The organism is Citrobacter sp. wls716 (assembly GCF_005280975.1).
GTDB lineage: Bacteria > Pseudomonadota > Gammaproteobacteria > Enterobacterales > Enterobacteriaceae > Citrobacter > Citrobacter youngae.
Map to the genome: position 1 here is coordinate 75,495 of NZ_SZWX01000055.1, position 17,486 is coordinate 92,980.

A 17,486-nucleotide genomic window follows, 5' to 3' on the forward strand; every position below is an offset into this window, starting at 1 on the left:
CTTTATCTTTAGGCGTACGCGCCGCGTCTGCTTCTTATTTCTCATCATGTTACGGTTAACGAATCCCTCTCTTACTCCCCAATTGCAGGTTAAGCCCTGATTTTTCGACTATGCTTTTTCCTCAAGTCTCTGAAAAGGGCAGCAAAAGGATGAGGAGAGCAGCATGATAATCTCAAAGGTATGGGTGGGTTCGCTGGCGTTACTGGCCACGATAAGCTTGCCTTTACAGGCCGCGTCACCCGTCACTGTGGGGTCAAAAATTGATACCGAAGGGGCGCTGCTCGGCAATATTATTTTGCAGGTGCTTGAGAGCCACGGCGTGAAAACTGTCAATAAAGTACAACTGGGCACTACGCCCGTGGTGCGTGGGGCCATCACTTCCGGTGAACTGGATATTTATCCGGAATATACCGGCAATGGCGCATTCTTTTTTAAAGATGAAAACGACCCCGCGTGGAAAAATGCGCAGGCCGGTTTCGACAAAGTGAAAAAACTGGACGCTGAGCAAAATAAACTGATTTGGCTAACGCCTGCGCCAGCCAACAATACCTGGACTATTGCAGTACGTCAGGATATCGCTGAAAAAAACAAACTTGTCTCTCTTGCGGATTTAGGCCGCTACCTGAAAGAGGGGGGGACGTTCAAACTGGCGGCCTCTGCTGAGTTTATTGAGCGTGCAGACGCGCTGCCCGCATTTGAAAAAGCGTATGACTTCAAACTCAATCAGAACCAATTGTTGTCGCTGGCAGGGGGCGATACTGCGGTGACAATTAAAGCTGCGGCGCAGCAGACCTCCGGAGTTAATGCCGCAATGGCTTACGGAACCGATGGCCCTGTTGCCGCGCTGGGGCTGCAAACATTAAGCGATCCTAAAGGGGTTCAGCCGATTTACGCGCCAGCGCCCGTCGTGCGTGAGTCGGTGCTGAAAGACTACCCGCAAATGGGGGAATGGCTACAGCCGGTATTTGCCAGCCTGGATGAAAAAACGCTGCAGCAGCTCAACGCCAGTATCGCCGTTGAGGGGCTGGATGCGAAAAAAGTCGCGGCAGATTACCTGAAGCAAAAAGGATGGGTGAAGTAACGGATTTGCAGCAGGTGAGTGTTGTGTCGAAGATATCCGTTAATCGGGTGCTGTTGCTGCTGGTGGTCCTGACCGTGGCCGCAGCCGCGCTTCCTTTCATCAGTTATGCCCCTAATCGTCTGGTTTCCGGTGAAGGTCGCCAACTCTGGGAGGTCTGGCCCCACATGGCGTGGGGACTGGCGGCGACACTTTTACTGCTCGTGGTTCTATGCTTCATACCCGGTAAATCCGGCAGTGTATTGACGCTGGTTGTTGTCCAGTTACTGGTGATAGCGGCGTTGTTTATGGCCGGGAAAACGGCAACGCATCTGGCTCAGACGGGAACTTCTGTCGCCAGAACCAGCCTGGGGAGCGGTTTCTGGCTTGGGGTAGGGGTGTTGTTGCTGGCTGGCAGTGACGCCATTCGGCGTATCACCGCTCAGCCGCTGTGGCGCTGGGTGCTGCATGCGCAAATTGTCATTGTGCCAGTGGCGCTGCTGCTGACCGGCACCCTTAACGATCTTTCTCTGCTCAAAGAATATGCCAACCGCCATGATGTCTTTGATGATGCTCTGGCGCAGCACCTGACTATTCTGTTCGGTACTGTGGTGCCTGCGCTGTGTATTGGCGTGCCGCTGGGTATCTGGTGCACCTTTTCTGCTTCGCGTCAGGGGCCAATATTTGCTGTGCTGAATGTCATCCAGACGATCCCCTCCGTCGCGTTGTTTGGTTTGTTGATCGCGCCGCTTGCCGGACTGGTTAAGCATTTCCCGTGGCTTAGCTCGCTCGGCGTAGCGGGAACGGGCCTGACGCCGGCGCTGATTGCGCTGGTGCTGTATGCCTTATTGCCACTGGTTCGTGGCGTGGTGGCTGGGCTGAATCAGGTTCCGCGTGATGTGATGGAAAGTGCGCGGGCGATGGGGATGAGCGCGCGTCAGCGTTTTCTTTCGGTGCAGCTTCCGTTAGCGCTACCCGTTTTCCTGCGTAGCTTGCGGGTGGTGATGGTACAGACGGTGGGGATGGCGGTCATTGCCGCATTGATAGGGGCTGGCGGATTTGGCGCGTTGGTCTTTCAGGGACTGCTCAGTAGCGCCGTTGATTTAGTGCTACTGGGTGTGATTCCGGTGGTGGTACTGGCAGTGCTGATTGATGCGCTGTTTGATTTAGGCTTAGCGCTGCTGAAGGTGACAAACGATGATTGAATTTAGCCATGTCAATAAAACCTATAACCAGCAACAGGCCGTGAGCGATCTCAATCTGCATTTAGGCGAAGGGAGCTTTTCGGTATTGATTGGGACCTCCGGTTCGGGGAAATCCACCACGTTGAAAATGATCAACCGGCTGGTCGAGCATGACAGTGGGCAGATCCGTTTTGCCGGGGAAGAGATCCGTAGCCTGCCGGTGCTGGAATTAAGACGACGTATGGGCTATGCCATCCAGTCGATTGGCTTATTTCCACACTGGACTGTCGCCCAGAACATTGCCACCGTACCACAGCTGCAGAAGTGGTCACGTGCACGTATTGATGACCGAACAGAAGAACTGATGGCGTTGCTGGGGCTGGAAGCGGATTTGCGTCACCGCTATCCGCATCAGCTTTCCGGCGGCCAACAGCAGCGGGTCGGTGTGGCACGCGCGCTGGCGGCTGACCCTCAGGTCCTGCTGATGGACGAACCTTTTGGCGCGCTGGATCCGGTAACACGCAGTGCGCTACAGCAGGAGATGACGCGTATCCACCGTCTGTTGGGTCGTACCATCGTGTTGGTGACGCATGATATCGATGAAGCGCTGAGACTGGCGGAGCACCTGGTGTTAATGGATGCGGGCCAGGTGGTGCAGCAGGGCACGCCGCTGTCGATGTTGACGGCTCCGGTGAATGATTTCGTGCGGACCTTTTTTGGCCACAGTGAACTGGGTGTAAGACTGCTGTCATTGCGCACGGTGGGAGATTTTACCCGCCGTGGTGAACAGTTGGCCGGTGAGCCGTTGGTGGACGAGATGACGTTACGTGATGCGTTATCTGTTTTTGTCGCCCGTGGCTGTGATGCGTTGCCGGTGGTTAATGCCCATGGCGTGGCCCGTGGTACGTTGCATTTTCACGATCTGCTTTCGGAGACACCGCACAGTGAAACATCTGTTTGATCCTCTGCTGTGGCTCATTGCGTTGTTCCTGGTGTTGCTGGTGGGATTGCCCCACAGCCAGACACTGTTCAGCGCGTTGTTTCCCCAATTGCCGCGCCCTGTTTATCAGCAAGAGAGCTTTATGGCACTGGCGCTGGCGCATTTCACGCTGGTGGGCATTTCAAGCCTGATTGCTGTCATTATTGGCGTTGGGGCAGGTGTAGCGGTAACCCGCTCATGGGGAGTAGAGTTCAGACCTTTGGTTGAAACGATTGCCGCGGTGGGGCAAACTTTTCCGCCGGTTGCGGTGCTGGCGATCGCCGTACCGGTGATGGGGTTTGGCCCGGAGCCTGCGATTATCGCGCTGATCCTGTATGGGGTGTTACCGATCTTACAGGCAACGCTGGCAGGGCTGGGAGGGATCTCTGCCAGCGTAATAGATATCGCCAGCGGGATGGGCATGAGTCAGGGGCAGCGGCTACGCAAAATCGAACTTCCGCTCGCGGCACCGGTTATTCTGGCCGGGATTCGCACGTCAGTGATTATTAATATTGGCACCGCAACGATTGCCTCTACCGTTGGTGCGAATACGTTAGGAACACCGATTATTATCGGGTTAAGCGGGTTTAATACCGCCTATGTGATCCAGGGGGCGCTGCTGGTCGCATTGGCCGCAGTCATTGTCGATCGCGGGTTTGAGCGATTAGCGTACTACCTTACCCGGCACGTAAAATAAAGGTATAACCTGCCAGCATCACGCCGCCGATACCACCGATGGCCATCAGCAGGAAGAGGGTTATAACACCGATTTTAGCTGCGCTCATTTTGTACTCCTTATGTGAATTCAAGGATTGTACACGTTTGTTAATAAAATATTAAATACCGAGTGGATAAATATCGTGACCTAACGCGCGCCACTCATCCAGTTGTTGGTGTTGTGCAGGGGTTTGGTTCTCTCCGCACCAGACGAGCAGGGTGCGTCCTTCAAACAGTTCGGGCCGTAGCTGATTGAGCGAGTGGGCCAGTACATCAACACGCCATCCTTGCTGGCTGGCAACCCAGCCTTCCAGCCATAAGCGGGTGGTATCGTGGATATTCCAGCCGACTACCAGGGCATCTTTACCCTGCTTTTTACGCGCCGAGGCAAGGCAAATCGCAATATAATTGATGAGCACACCGTCAAGGATCCCCAATAGCGCCTGAAGAATGGGCTGCTGGCATTGCAGACGTCGGCGTAAGGGAATAAACAAATGCGTATTGAGCGTTTGCGCAGGGTAATCCTGACCACGCTCTTTGATCCACAACCTGAGGCTGTGCAAATTGTTACTTTGCAAATAGCTCAATAGCGTTTCTTGTTGCTCACGCCAACCGTTATGCACATCAATGTTCTCATTGCTGAGTAACATTTTAACTTTACTGACCTGAACGCCATTATTTATCCAGCGTTTTATCTCACGGATCCTGTCAATGTCCGCATCGTTAAACAGGCGATGCCCCCCGTCTGTACGCTGAGGTTTTAGTAATCCGTAACGCCTCTGCCATGCACGTAAAGTGACAGGGTTGATATCACAAAGCAAAGCCACTTCACCTATCGTGTAAAGCGCCATCGTTGTCTCACTCTTGCTCGCGAGGTCCCAGTTTTACTTTAGACGCTCTTTTGCGAACCAGGTAGTTTTGTCTGTTTTTTGATCAAAAGGAGGGTGAGATTGTCGTCATACTCGCGCTTTCGAGTGATCGTTCTCACAAATTCCTGTTTTTTTGCAACAGTTCAAAGAAAGTTACGCGCAGCCCATGTATGTTACGCGCTTTTAAGAAATGTGTGGTTGGCGGGTATGTACGAGTTTAATCTGGTGTTGCTGCTGCTTCAGCAGATGTGCGTGTTTCTCGTTATCGCGTGGCTAATGAGCAAGACGCGCCTGTTTATCCCGCTGATGCAGGTCACTATACGACTGCCGCACAAACTTCTGTGTTACGTCACATTCTCCATCTTTTGCATCATGGGCACCTACTTTGGGCTGCATATTGAAGACTCCATTGCGAATACTCGCGCCATCGGCGCGGTGATGGGCGGTCTGCTTGGCGGTCCTGTTGTTGGGGGACTTGTTGGCCTGACCGGCGGTCTTCATCGCTATTCGATGGGGGGCATGACGGCGCTCAGTTGCATGATTTCGACCATCGTGGAAGGCCTGCTTGGGGGACTGGTACACAGTGTCCTTACCCGACGTGGCCGTACTGATAAAGTGTTTAGTCCACTGACTGCGGGCGCGATTACCTTTGTCGCCGAGCTGGTGCAGATGCTGATCATTTTGCTGATTGCGCGTCCCTTTGAGGATGCCTTGCACCTGGTCAGTAACATTGCCGCGCCGATGATGGTGACCAATACCGTTGGCGCTGCGTTGTTTATGCGTATTCTGCTCGACAAACGCGCGATGTTTGAAAAATACACCTCGGCGTTTTCTGCCACTGCGCTAAAAGTTGCCGCCTCTACGGAGGGGATTCTGCGACAGGGATTTAACGAGGTTAACAGCATGAAGGTCGCTCAGGTGCTGTATGAAGAGTTGGATATCGGTGCGGTGGCGATTACTGACCGCGAGAAGCTACTGGCGTTTACCGGCATTGGTGATGACCATCACCTGCCAGGCAAGCCCATATCCTCTTCATATACTCAACGGGCGATTGAAACTGGAGAAGTCGTGTATGCCGATGGTAATGAAGTGCCTTATCGCTGTTCATTGCATCCGCAATGCAAATTAGGGTCGACGCTGGTGATCCCGTTGCGTGGTGAAAACCAGCGGGTGATGGGGACGATTAAACTGTATGAAGCTAAAAACCGTCTCTTTAGCTCAATTAACCGCACGCTGGGAGAAGGGATCGCTCAGTTGCTTTCCGCGCAAATCCTGGCCGGACAATATGAGCGACAAAAAGCGATGCTGACGCAGTCAGAAATCAAACTTCTGCACGCTCAGGTTAATCCCCATTTTCTGTTTAACGCGTTGAATACGATTAAAGCCGTGATCCGTCGTGACAGCGAACAGGCCAGCCAACTGGTGCAATATCTCTCGACTTTCTTTCGTAAGAATTTAAAACGACCGTCGGAAATTGTGACGCTGGCTGATGAAATTGAACACGTAAATGCCTATCTGCAAATTGAAAAGGCACGATTCCAGTCCCGTCTGCAGGTGACCTTAACGGTCCCGGAAGCGCTTGCGTATCAGCAATTGCCTGCGTTTACTCTGCAACCGATAGTCGAGAATGCGATTAAGCATGGCACTTCCCAGCTACTTGATACCGGAGAAGTCTCTATCACGGCTCGTCAGGAAGGGCAGTATCTGATGCTGGATATTGAAGATAATGCCGGACTGTATCAGCCCACGACTGAGTCCAGCGGGCTTGGAATGAGTCTGGTGGACAAACGCCTGCGGGAACGGTTTGGCGATGATTTTGGCATCAGCGTAGCCTGTGAGCCTGACCTCTTTACCCGAATTACTTTACGACTTCCCCTGGAGGAACTGGCATGATCAAAGTGCTGATTGTCGATGATGAACCGTTAGCGCGCGAGAACCTGCGGATCCTGTTACAGGAGCAAAGCGACATCGAGATAGTCGGAGAGTGTTCGAATGCGGTAGAGGCCATTGGTGCAGTACATAAGCTGCGTCCGGATGTGCTGTTCCTCGATATCCAGATGCCGCGTATCAGCGGGCTGGAAATGGTGGGTATGCTGGATCCCGAGCATCGCCCGTATATCGTTTTTCTCACCGCTTTTGACGAATATGCAGTGAAAGCCTTTGAAGAACATGCCTTTGATTATCTGCTTAAGCCGATTGAAGAAACGCGGCTGGAGAAAACGCTGATCCGTTTACGTCAGGAGCGCACGAAGCAGGATGTGTCGTTACTGCCGGAACATCAGCAGGCGCTTAAGTTCATTCCATGTAGCGGTCATAGCCGAATCTATCTGCTGCAAATGGATGATGTGGCGTTTGTCAGCAGTCGGATGAGCGGCGTTTATGTGACCAGTAGCGATGGCAAAGAAGGATTCACCGAGCTGACGCTCAGAACGCTGGAGAGCCGTACTCCGCTGCTGCGCTGCCACCGACAATACCTGGTCAACATGGCCCATTTGCAGGAGATCCGTCTGGAAGATAACGGTCAGGCTGAGCTGATTTTACGTAACGGACTGACTGTCCCGGTGAGCCGTCGGTACCTCAAAAGTCTAAAAGAGGCGATTGGCCTGTAAAACTGGTACACTGCGCGCTATTGCATCACCGACAGTTGAAGGCTCTATGCTAAGTAACGATATTCTTCGTAGCCTGCGCTACACCCTGAAAGCGAACAATAACGATATGGTGCGCATTCTTGCGCTTGCTGAGATGGAATCCACCTCAGCAGGTTTCGACACCTGGATGACAAAAGAAGATGAGGACGGGTTTGTTCGCTGCCCGGATATCATTCTCTCCGGTTTCCTGAACGGTCTTATCTATCATCTGCGTGGCAAAGATGATTCTGCGCCGGAACTGGCGATTGAACGTCGTGTTAACAACAATACGGTGCTGAAAAAACTGCGTATCGCGTTTTCACTGAAAACTGATGATATTCTGGCCATCATGACCGAACAGAAATTTCGCGTATCGATGCCGGAAATCACCGCGATGATGCGTGCACCGGACCATAAAAATTATCGCGAATGTGGCGATCAATTCTTGCGCTATTTCTTGCGCGGTTTAACTGCGCGAGTACATAACGCGAAGTCGTGATTTTTGGCCAGCGGCGCGGTGCTTGCAGGACCTACGGGATTTGTAGGCCGGGTAAGGCGAAGCCGACAGCCGGAAAAAAACAAAAAAAAGCCGGAGATAATCTCCGGCTTTTTTGTTATTTCACCTGCTGACCAGGTTTCGCACCGTCATCCGGGCTTAACAGGAAGATGTCTTTTCCGCCAGGGCCTGCTGCCATCACCATCCCTTCAGAGATACCGAAGCGCATCTTACGCGGCGCCAGGTTCGCCACCATAATAGTCTGGCGACCAATCAGGGCTTGCGGATCCGGGTAGGCGGAGCGAATCCCGGAGAAGACGTTACGCTTCTCACCGCCAAGATCCAGCGTCAGGCGCAGCAGTTTGTCGGAACCTTCCACGAACTCGGCGTTTTCAATCAGCGCCACGCGCAGATCAACTTTGGCGAAATCGTCAAAGGTGATAGTGTCCTGGATAGGGTCATCCGCCAGCGGGCCGGTCACCGGTGTGGCTGCGGCTTTCACTTCTTCTTTGGAGGCTTCCACCAGCGCTTCTACCTGTTTCATGTCGATACGGTTGTAGAGCGCCTTAAAGGTGTTGACCTTGTGACCGAGCAGCGGTTGCTCAATGGCATCCCAGGACAGGTCGCTGTTCAGGAATGCCTCAACACGTTCAGCAAGCGTCGGCAGTACCGGTTTCAGGTACGTCATCAGAACGCGGAACAGGTTAATACCCATGGAGCAAATTGCCTGCAGGTCGGCGTCACGGCCTTCCTGTTTAGCCACGACCCACGGTGCCTGTTCGTCAACGTAGCGGTTCGCCACGTCGGCCAGCGCCATGATTTCGCGGATTGCTTTCCCGAATTCACGGCTTTCCCACGCTTCGCCAATTACCGCTGCGGCGTCGGTAAAGGTTTTGTACAGTGCCGGATCGGCCAGTTCAGCAGCCAGAATGCCGTCAAAGCGTTTCGCAATAAATCCTGCGTTACGGGACGCCAGGTTCACTACTTTGTTGACGATATCGGCGTTAACGCGCTGAACAAAATCTTCCAGGTTCAGGTCGATATCATCAATGCGCGAAGAGAGTTTCGCGGTGTAGTAGTAACGCAAACTGTCGGCATCAAAGTGTTTCAGCCAGGTGCTGGCTTTAATGAAGGTACCGCGAGACTTGGACATCTTCGCGCCGTTTACCGTCACATACCCGTGAACGAACAGGTTGGTCGGCTTACGGAAATTACTGCCTTCCAGCATGGCAGGCCAGAACAGGCTGTGGAAGTAGACGATATCTTTACCGATGAAGTGATACAGCTCGGCGTCGGAATCTTTCTTCCAGTACTCATCAAAGCTGGTTGTGTCGCCACGCTTGTCGCACAGGTTTTTGAACGAGCCCATGTAGCCAATTGGCGCATCCAGCCAGACGTAGAAATACTTGCCCGGTGCGTTCGGAATTTCAAAACCGAAGTACGGTGAATCGCGGGAAATATCCCACTGCTGCAGGCCGGATTCAAACCACTCCTGCATTTTGTTCGCCACTTGCTCCTGCAACGCGCCGCTGCGCGTCCACGCCTGCAGCATTTCGCTGAACGACGGCAGGTCAAAGAAAAAGTGCTCGGAGTCACGCATTACCGGCGTCGCGCCAGACACAACGGATTTCGGCTCGATAAGTTCAGTCGGGCTGTAGGTTGCGCCGCAGACTTCACAGTTATCGCCGTACTGATCCGGAGATTTACATTTCGGGCAGGTGCCTTTAACGAAACGATCCGGCAGGAACATACCTTTTTCCGGGTCGTAAAGCTGGGAAATCGTACGGTTCTTAATAAAACCGTTCTCCTTCAGGCGTGTGTAAATCAGCTCAGACAGCTCACGGTTCTCTTCGCTGTGCGTTGAGTGGTAGTTGTCATAGCTAATGTCAAAACCTGCAAAATCAGTCTGATGCTCCTGACTCATTTCACCGATCATCTGCTCTGGTGTGATCCCAAGCTGCTGTGCTTTCAGCATGATTGGCGTACCGTGTGCGTCGTCCGCGCAGATGAAGTTAACCTGGTGGCCGCGCATTCGCTGGTAACGGACCCAGACATCAGCCTGGATGTGCTCCAGCATATGGCCGAGGTGGATTGAGCCGTTGGCGTACGGCAGCGCGCACGTTACCAGAATTTTCTTCGCGACTTGAGTCATAGTGGGCAATTACTTCTTTTGTAGTGAAAAGGGCTTTGATAGTACCAAAATGGTAATTACTGCGCCAAGCGATAAGGGCATTTATCCGTAAATGAATAATTGTTGCGGTTGGAGTAAACTACCTGGTGACTATTGTATATTCAGAACAACAAAAAGGAGTCGGGATGAACGCACAATCCCAGGCCAAATCACCAGAGACCCTGCGCGCGATGGTTGCCGGGACGCTGGCGAATTTTCAGCATTCAACCCTGAAGCATAATCTGACGACGCTTAAAGCGTTGCATCACGTCGCCTGGATGGATGACACGTTGCACGTTGAGCTGGTCATGCCGTTTGTCTGGCATAGCGCGTTTGAGGACTTAAAAGAGCAATGTAGCGCCGATCTGCTGCGCATTACCGGAGCGAAAGCGATCGACTGGAAACTGTCGCATAACATCGCGACGCTGAAGCGTGTGAAAAACCAGCCGGGCATAAATGGTGTGAAAAACATCATTGCCGTTAGTTCCGGCAAAGGTGGTGTGGGTAAATCCTCTACCGCCGTGAACCTGGCGCTGGCGCTGGCTGCGGAAGGAGCGAAGGTAGGTATTCTGGACGCCGATATTTATGGCCCGTCTATCCCGACAATGCTCGGCGCGGAAAACCAGCGTCCAACCTCGCCAGATGGCACCCATATGGCGCCGATCATGTCTCACGGTCTGGCGACGAACTCCATTGGTTATCTGGTCACTGACGATAACGCGATGGTGTGGCGTGGTCCAATGGCCAGCAAAGCGCTGCTGCAGATGCTGCAGGAAACCTTATGGCCGGATCTGGATTACCTGGTACTGGATATGCCGCCGGGTACGGGTGACATCCAGTTGACGCTGGCGCAGAACATTCCGGTAACGGGTGCTGTTGTGGTGACTACGCCGCAGGACATTGCGCTGATCGATGCGAAAAAAGGCATCGTGATGTTCGAAAAAGTGGAAGTACCAGTGCTGGGTATTGTTGAAAATATGAGCATGCATATTTGCAGCAACTGCGGTCATCATGAACCGATTTTCGGCACGGGTGGCGCGCAGAAACTGGCCGAGCAGTATCACACCCAACTGCTGGGACAAATGCCGCTGCATATTTCCTTGCGTGAAGATCTCGACCGCGGTATGCCGACGGTTATCAGTCGTCCCGACAGTGAATTCACCGCGATTTACCGCAGCCTGGCAGGGCGTGTTGCTGCCCAGCTTTACTGGCAGGGAGAAGTTATCCCTGGTGAGATCGCCTTCCGCGCCGTGTAATTAACAGTGTTACAAATATTCACCACATCAATGATATATTGATGTGGTGAATATATCGAGCTAAAAAGTCCACGATATATTTCATCCTGCCTTAATAAACCATGTCTTTTTCTGAATGAACGCCCTCAATGCATCATTAGAATTGATCAAATTGATCTCATTAATCTATAATTTCCATTGGATTGAACAGCGCGTTTCACCCGTATTACGCTGACAGGCCATCTGCATGTTATTTGATGTTAACCACAGAGGTGACGATAAAAATGAAAATTAGCTCGCTGATGGGAACTATAATTCTGACTTATGGAATAAGTGCATCTGCGTTTGCTTCCGATACCGCGACCTTAACAATCAGTGGACGAGTAACCGAACCAACCTGTAGTACCGATGTTGTGAATAACGACGTGCAACAGCGGTGTGGTAAGACGTTCCATTTTTCAACTGTTAACAATGTCGCTTCTTCACCTGCACGTGGGGTGGTGACGGAAATGGTTACAGTCCCTGGCGATACCACGCGACAGATCGTACTCAATCGCTACGATTAAAAAGAACGCCTTTATTAACCACATATCATTTTAATGAATGATATGTGGTTTTCTATGCATAGAATAAATTTCTCCAGACAGTTAATCGCATAAATTTATTAATTCTGAAAATAATACAAATCCTGATTTATTTGTTACATGTATATTGCGATTTGTAACTTGTTTTAAATCAATAAAACAACGTGTTTACATTGCGGCAACGTTTCACCTGTGAGAATTTAATTTCAAGAGATAACCCCTCTTAACAAATCGAAATTAATTCATTAAGGAAGATATTATGAAACGTTCAATTATTTCTGCTGCTGTTCTGTCTGCTGTATTTATGAGCGCTGGGGTTTTTGCTGCTAATAATGAAGAGGGTACTCTAACTATTAATGGGGAAATTAAAGGATCTTCTTGCTATTTTGACAGTGGCAAAGACTCTGAAATTCTTCAATTGAATGCCGTTGATGCATCACTTTTCGCCAATAAAGCGGTCGGGGAGGTGGTTGAAGGCAATGCCCAAAAAACAACAAATATGAAGATAATTTGCCCTGGGAATTCGAATTTAACAAGCATTAATATCACAAATGTTGTTTTTGGTGATGGCGGCATTATTAAACCGTCAACAGGGGCGGATACTAACGTTGGTTTCAAACTTAAAATTGACGAAAAGCATATTGATAAAACTGGCGTTATTGATATTTCATCTTTAAATAAAAAGCTGGGAGTGGAAGGGGAGATCTATACTTTGAATTTTGATGCCGACTATTCTCGATTGAATTTAAATCCGGTTAAAAATGGTCAACTTAGCGCCACAGTCACTTTTTCTGTTTCGGCTGAATAAATTATTTTGCCGGTAATTATTACCGGCATTATTTTGGATGGCACCGTATGAAACGAATATTTATCTCAATGCTTGTGATATGCTCTTTTTCTGGACACGCAGGGATCGTGATTTATGGTACTCGCGTAATCTACCCAGCAGAAAAAAATGAAGTTCTGGTACAGTTGATGAACCAAGGGGAGCGTTCGTCACTGGTGCAATCATGGATTGATGACGGCAATACGTCATTACCGCCGGAAAAAATTAACGTACCCTTTATGCTTACACCTCCAGTAGCGAAGATTCCCGGAGATTCAGGCCAGCAACTGAAAATTAAAAAAATGCCGAATACGCTGCCTAACGATAAAGAGAGTTTATTTTTTCTTAATGTACTGGATATTCCACCGAATAATCCTGATAGCGCCGGAAAAAATGTACTCAAATTCGCCATGCAGAATCGAATTAAACTTTTTTATCGGCCAAAAGGTATTGCCGCCGTTAATAAAAATACTTTCCATAAACTGGCGTTAACACGCAGTGGTAATATTTATTCTATCAGAAATGATGCTGCTAACTGGGTTACGGTGACAGAAGTTAAAGCTAATAATGTCAAAATCAACAATGAAAGTATTATGCTTGCTCCGCTCTCCAGTGCGAATGTGGCATTGAAAAATACTAATGCCAATCAGTATAAAATGACCATTATTGACGATCACGGCAATTATATTAGTGATAACGTCAGCCTAAAATAACAGGAGCTGGTTATGTTAAGGATGACTCCGCTTGCTTCGGCAATACTGCTGTTGTTGGTTGGCATTGACGCCCAGGCCGCAGAAGATACGTTTGACACCCACTTTATGATGGGCGGTATGAAAGGCGAAAAAGTCTCAAATTTTCGCCTCGATGATAACCAACCGCTGCCAGGCCAATATGATATTGATATCTACGTCAATAAGCAGTGGCGTGGTAAGTATGAAATAACCGTTAAGGATAATCCGGATGACACCTGTTTATCCCGTGACGCATTAACGCGTCTGGGGATAAATACACAAGCATTGGACCAGCAGAATGAATGCCCAACCCTAAAGCAGGCGGTACAGGGAGGCAGTTACGCCTGGAATATCGGCACGTTTCGTCTTGATCTCAGCGTACCGCAGGCGTATGTCGATGAGCTTGAGAATGGCTATGTTCCTCCGGAAAACTGGGATCGTGGCATCAATGCCTTCTATACCTCGTACTATGCCAGCCAGTATTACAGCGACTATAAGGATTCTGGTAACAGTAAAAGTACCTATGCGCGCTTTACCAGTGGGTTAAATCTGCTGGGCTGGCAGTTGCATTCCGATGCCAGCTATAACAAAACCGATGACAGCAACGGGGAGTGGAAAAGTAATACCCTGTATCTGGAACGTGGCATCCCGCAAATTCTGGGCACTCTGCGTGCCGGGGATATGTATACCTCATCAGATATTTTTGACGCAGTGCGCTTTCGTGGCGTGCGGCTGTATCGCGATATGCAGATGCTGCCAAACTCAAAGCAGAATTTTACGCCGCTGGTTCAGGGGATTGCGCAAAGCAACGCGCTGGTTACCATCGAACAAAACGGTTTTGTGGTTTACCAGAAAGAGGTTCCGCCTGGCCCGTTCTCCATTGCTGATTTGCAGCTGGCTGGAGGGGGAGCGGATCTTGACGTCAGTATCAAAGAGGCTGACGGCTCGGTAACAACCTATCTGGTACCGTACGCTGCGGTGCCCAATATGCTGCAGCCGGGGGTCTCAAAATATGATTTTGCCGCTGGACGTAGCCATATCGAAGGCGCCAGCAACCAGACCGATTTTGCGCAGATGAGCTACCAATACGGGCTGAATAATCTGTTAACGCTGTATGGCGGCACCATGCTGGCAGATAACTACAATGCGTTTACGCTTGGAACCGGCTGGAATACACGTATCGGCGCGATTTCCGTCGATGCGACACAATCGCACAGCAAACAGGATAATGGTGATGTGTTTGACGGGCAGAGCTACCAGATTGCCTATAACAAATATTTGACGCAAACCGCCACCCGTTTTGGCCTGGCAGCTTATCGCTACTCATCACGGGATTATCGGACATTTAACGATCATGTCTGGGCAAACAATAAGAACAACTACCATCGCGATGAAAATGATGTGTACGACATCGCGGATTATTACCAGAATGATTTTGGTCGTAAAAACAGCTTTTCGGCTAACGTCAGCCAGTCTTTGCCGCAAGGTTGGGGCTCTTTTTCGCTCAGTACGCTGTGGCGCGATTACTGGGGACGGAGCGGTAACAGTAAAGATTATCAGGTGAGTTATTCCAATAGCTGGCAACGGATTAGCTATACCTTTTCCGCCAGCCAGACTTACGATGAAGATCATCATGAAGATAAACGTTTTAACGTCTTTATCTCTATACCTTTCGATTGGGGAGATGATATTAGCGCTCCACGCAGGCATTTATATGTGTCTAATTCCACGACGTTTGATGATGATGGTTTTGCGTCCAACAATACCGGACTTTCGGGCACCGCAGGCAGTCGCGATCAGTTTAACTATGGGGTGAATCTGAGCCATCAACGGCAGGGTAGCGAAACAACAGCAGGCGGCAATCTGACGTGGAATGCGCCAGTTGCGACGCTTAACGGCAGCTACAGTCAGTCGTCTAAATACACACAAACTGGCGGCAGTATTTCAGGTGGCCTTGTGGCCTGGTCTGGTGGCGTGAATTTAGCCAACAGACTGTCAGAAACGTTTGCCGTCATGCATGCGCCTGGTCTGGAAGGGGCGTATGTGAACGGGCAGAAATATCGCACCACTGACCACAATGGCGTGGTGGTTTACGACGGCTTAACGCCTTATCGCGAAAACCATCTGATGCTGGATGTGTCCAATACCAATAGTGAAACCGATCTGCAGGGGAACCGCCGGAACGTTGCGCCATATCGCGGTGCGGTAGTGCTGACAACATTTGATACTGACCAGCGTAAACCGTGGTATATCCGGGCGCAGCGCCCTGATGGTTTACCGCTGACGTTTGGTTATGAAGTTGAAGACAATCATGGACACAATATTGGCGTAGTAGGCCAGGGAAGCCAGCTTTTTATTCGCACCAATGAAGTGCCATCGGTGATAAAAGTGGCGGTCGATAAACAACAGGGACTTTCATGCTCAATCACTTTCGGCAAAACGATTGATGAAAGTAAAGTTTATATTTGTCGGTGAGAGGTGGATATGAAATATTTGTTTTTTTTAATTGCATTAATTAGTTTTGGTGCAAGTAGTCATTGTTATATTTCTAATGGGGCTGAAACCTATGTGTCTGGCGATGAATTAAAGCTTAATAATATGAAAGGCAATGTTGTCAATATATCCAATTTTAAATTTACGCATAAGCCTATATGTAGAAATTTATTTGACATGGGGGGGGGAACTGTATTTAGTATAGAATTTCCTAGGGAAACCTATTATGTATACCATGCTGATGCTGGTGACATATATTTGAGGGCTACATTTTCTTCTGACCCTGCACATATCTTGTATGATAAAAAAAACTCTTTTACAGAGATGGATATAGGAAAAATAAATAAGGCAGAAATTACCTTAACTTTTGATGTTGTTTCAAAAGCTACTGGGATAAGTCAAAATGCAAAAAATATAAATGAAGGCATCCAGATAGATTTTATTCCTGAGAAATGCTTTTCAACAGGATGTTTGTTCGGGCATGATAATACGAATCATTATTATCGTGTAACTTATATCCCACAAATCACGCAAATGACAAAAACTTGTAGATTTAATGATGGTGTACTTACTGCCCCAGCAGTTACGATATCAGATCTGAATAATAATGCTTCCAGGTATCTAAAGCTTGAACCTACATCAGGTAACGTATCTTTTATTTGCAATAAAGGATTGTCCTCTTATTCTTTTAAGTATCATTTTGAGTCGGAGAGTATTCAAGGTAATATCCTCAAGAATGAATATGAAAATGAATATGGAGGTGCTGGGGATGTTGGGTTTGAAATCTCACTAAATGGAAGTCAAGCAATTAATTTTAGTGCAGGGAATAGTTCCAGCTATGATCTTTTGAATTTTAAAGATGTAACTCCAGAAGAACAACGCGTTAACTTAAATCTATATGGGAGATATGTTGTATATGGACAAAATATTCGACCAGGTAAAGTACAAAGTAGAGTTAAAGTTGTTACGGAATACGAGTGATATTTAATTGACGCACCCTTTATATAGGGTGCGTGTTTTTTTACCGGTGATAAAAAATCTCGCCGTCGTAGGCTTTAATGATTTTACCGTCGGCATCATTGACCAGCACATACGCGCCGCCCATATAGGTCCAGTGGGTGCCTGGCGTCGGTGCGGGCAGGTTGCGCAGATTCCACTGCTTAATGGTGTATTCTTCGGTGAGATACAGTGGTGGAACCTTGTCACCGGGTTTGAAATGGGTGAAGTCAGCAATAAAGCTGCTCAGCTCATACTTATCGATACCGGTGGGGGCTGCTGTTGCGGCTGGCGCGGCCCAGACGACGCTGCTCGCAAGCAGAAGTGCGCCCAGCAACATTTTATTTTTCATACCCATCCTTTCTACCTCTTCGGGTCATCAAAATCAGTCGTGTATCATTTCTGGCTTACAGGATATCTGACAAGCACTATTTTGTGTGTACCCCAGTTATTTCGTAAAAAGTGTAAATGAAGTGCAGATATGTAGGCAATGTTGGCCTGCAATTTACAACATGGCGTGCA

The 17,486-nt window shown here is 49.4% G+C and carries 17 protein-coding genes; 13 read left to right on the forward strand and 4 right to left on the reverse strand.

Translation table 11 applies throughout. The annotated features are described in order from the left end of the window. The first annotated feature begins 163 nt into the window (after positions 1-163). The 4 genes from FDX24_RS21285 to FDX24_RS21300 are packed head-to-tail and all read left to right on the forward strand — an operon-like array spanning position 164 to position 3,917. Positions 164-1,081, forward strand: a complete 918-nt coding sequence (locus FDX24_RS21285) for an ABC transporter substrate-binding protein (protein WP_048211182.1) — start codon at positions 164-166, stop codon at positions 1,079-1,081. Then, entirely contained in the window at positions 1,069-2,262 is a 1,194-nt protein-coding gene (locus FDX24_RS21290) for an ABC transporter permease (RefSeq protein ID WP_137364885.1), read from the forward strand. Before FDX24_RS21285 ends, FDX24_RS21290 begins: the two co-directional genes overlap by 13 nt. Continuing rightward, the gene (locus FDX24_RS21295) at positions 2,255-3,202 is read left to right on the forward strand and encodes an ABC transporter ATP-binding protein (protein ID WP_137345574.1); all 948 of its coding nucleotides are present in this window, start codon (positions 2,255-2,257) and stop codon (positions 3,200-3,202) included. The genes FDX24_RS21290 and FDX24_RS21295 overlap by 8 nt, the downstream gene beginning before the upstream one ends. Further along, the gene (locus tag FDX24_RS21300; protein WP_115601788.1) at positions 3,186-3,917 is read left to right on the forward strand and encodes an ABC transporter permease; all 732 of its coding nucleotides are present in this window, start codon (positions 3,186-3,188) and stop codon (positions 3,915-3,917) included. The genes FDX24_RS21295 and FDX24_RS21300 overlap by 17 nt, the downstream gene beginning before the upstream one ends. On the opposite strand, the gene FDX24_RS21305 is transcribed toward FDX24_RS21300, so the two are convergent. Further along, positions 3,898-4,005, reverse strand: a complete 108-nt coding sequence (locus FDX24_RS21305) for a protein YohO (protein WP_003027354.1) — start codon at positions 4,003-4,005, stop codon at positions 3,898-3,900. The genes FDX24_RS21300 and FDX24_RS21305 overlap by 20 nt on opposite strands. Before the next feature lie 51 nt (positions 4,006-4,056). Beyond that, positions 4,057-4,788 carry an HTH-type transcriptional regulator MlrA gene (gene mlrA, locus FDX24_RS21310; protein ID WP_048211186.1) on the reverse strand — a complete coding sequence of 244 codons (732 nt, stop codon included), beginning with the start codon at positions 4,786-4,788 and terminating at the stop codon, positions 4,057-4,059. A 225-nt stretch (positions 4,789-5,013) separates the two neighbouring features. Between mlrA and FDX24_RS21315 the strand changes: the two genes are divergently transcribed. Genes FDX24_RS21315 through FDX24_RS21325 form a run of 3 tightly spaced genes read left to right on the forward strand, consistent with a single transcriptional unit; the run spans position 5,014 to position 7,932 of the window. Next, a complete protein-coding gene (locus tag FDX24_RS21315; RefSeq protein ID WP_061068154.1) occupies positions 5,014-6,699 on the forward strand; it encodes a sensor histidine kinase in 1,686 nt (561 codons plus the stop codon). Further along, a complete protein-coding gene (gene btsR / locus FDX24_RS21320) occupies positions 6,696-7,415 on the forward strand; it encodes a two-component system response regulator BtsR (protein ID WP_005129174.1) in 720 nt (239 codons plus the stop codon). The genes FDX24_RS21315 and btsR overlap by 4 nt, the downstream gene beginning before the upstream one ends. 46 nt (positions 7,416-7,461) lie before the next feature. Next, complete coding sequence (locus tag FDX24_RS21325) at positions 7,462-7,932, forward strand: DUF1456 family protein (protein WP_005129173.1); 471 nt, start codon at positions 7,462-7,464, stop codon at positions 7,930-7,932. A gap of 115 nt (positions 7,933-8,047) precedes the next feature. Here FDX24_RS21325 and metG read toward each other — a convergent pair whose 3' ends face one another. After that, complete coding sequence (gene metG / locus FDX24_RS21330) at positions 8,048-10,081, reverse strand: methionine--tRNA ligase (RefSeq protein ID WP_048211188.1); 2,034 nt, start codon at positions 10,079-10,081, stop codon at positions 8,048-8,050. Positions 10,082-10,245: 164 nt separating this feature from the next. Here metG and apbC point away from each other — a divergent pair, with 164 nt between their 5' ends. The 6 genes from apbC to FDX24_RS21360 all read left to right on the forward strand — a co-directional run bounded on the left by apbC (position 10,246) and on the right by FDX24_RS21360 (position 16,949). Further along, positions 10,246-11,355, forward strand: a complete 1,110-nt coding sequence (gene apbC, locus FDX24_RS21335) for an iron-sulfur cluster carrier protein ApbC (RefSeq protein ID WP_048211189.1) — start codon at positions 10,246-10,248, stop codon at positions 11,353-11,355. A 263-nt stretch (positions 11,356-11,618) separates the two neighbouring features. Next, entirely contained in the window at positions 11,619-11,900 is a 282-nt protein-coding gene (locus FDX24_RS21340; protein WP_071887363.1) for a DUF2574 family protein, read from the forward strand. Positions 11,901-12,177: 277 nt separating this feature from the next. Further along, positions 12,178-12,726, forward strand: coding sequence for a fimbrial protein (locus FDX24_RS21345; protein WP_137364886.1), 549 nt, complete (start codon positions 12,178-12,180; stop codon positions 12,724-12,726). Between the two features lie 47 nt (positions 12,727-12,773). Continuing rightward, on the forward strand, positions 12,774-13,457 hold the full coding sequence (locus tag FDX24_RS21350; RefSeq protein WP_137364887.1) for a fimbria/pilus periplasmic chaperone: 684 nt from the start codon (positions 12,774-12,776) through the stop codon (positions 13,455-13,457). Between the two features lie 12 nt (positions 13,458-13,469). Next, entirely contained in the window at positions 13,470-15,950 is a 2,481-nt protein-coding gene (locus FDX24_RS21355) for a fimbrial biogenesis outer membrane usher protein (protein WP_115601790.1), read from the forward strand. A gap of 9 nt (positions 15,951-15,959) precedes the next feature. Continuing rightward, positions 15,960-16,949 carry a fimbrial protein gene (locus FDX24_RS21360; protein ID WP_137364888.1) on the forward strand — a complete coding sequence of 330 codons (990 nt, stop codon included), beginning with the start codon at positions 15,960-15,962 and terminating at the stop codon, positions 16,947-16,949. A gap of 40 nt (positions 16,950-16,989) precedes the next feature. Here the strand turns inward: FDX24_RS21360 and FDX24_RS21365 are convergent, their stop codons facing one another. Further along, positions 16,990-17,322 carry an RcnB family protein gene (locus FDX24_RS21365; RefSeq protein ID WP_086523387.1) on the reverse strand — a complete coding sequence of 111 codons (333 nt, stop codon included), beginning with the start codon at positions 17,320-17,322 and terminating at the stop codon, positions 16,990-16,992. Positions 17,323-17,486 lie beyond the last annotated feature (164 nt).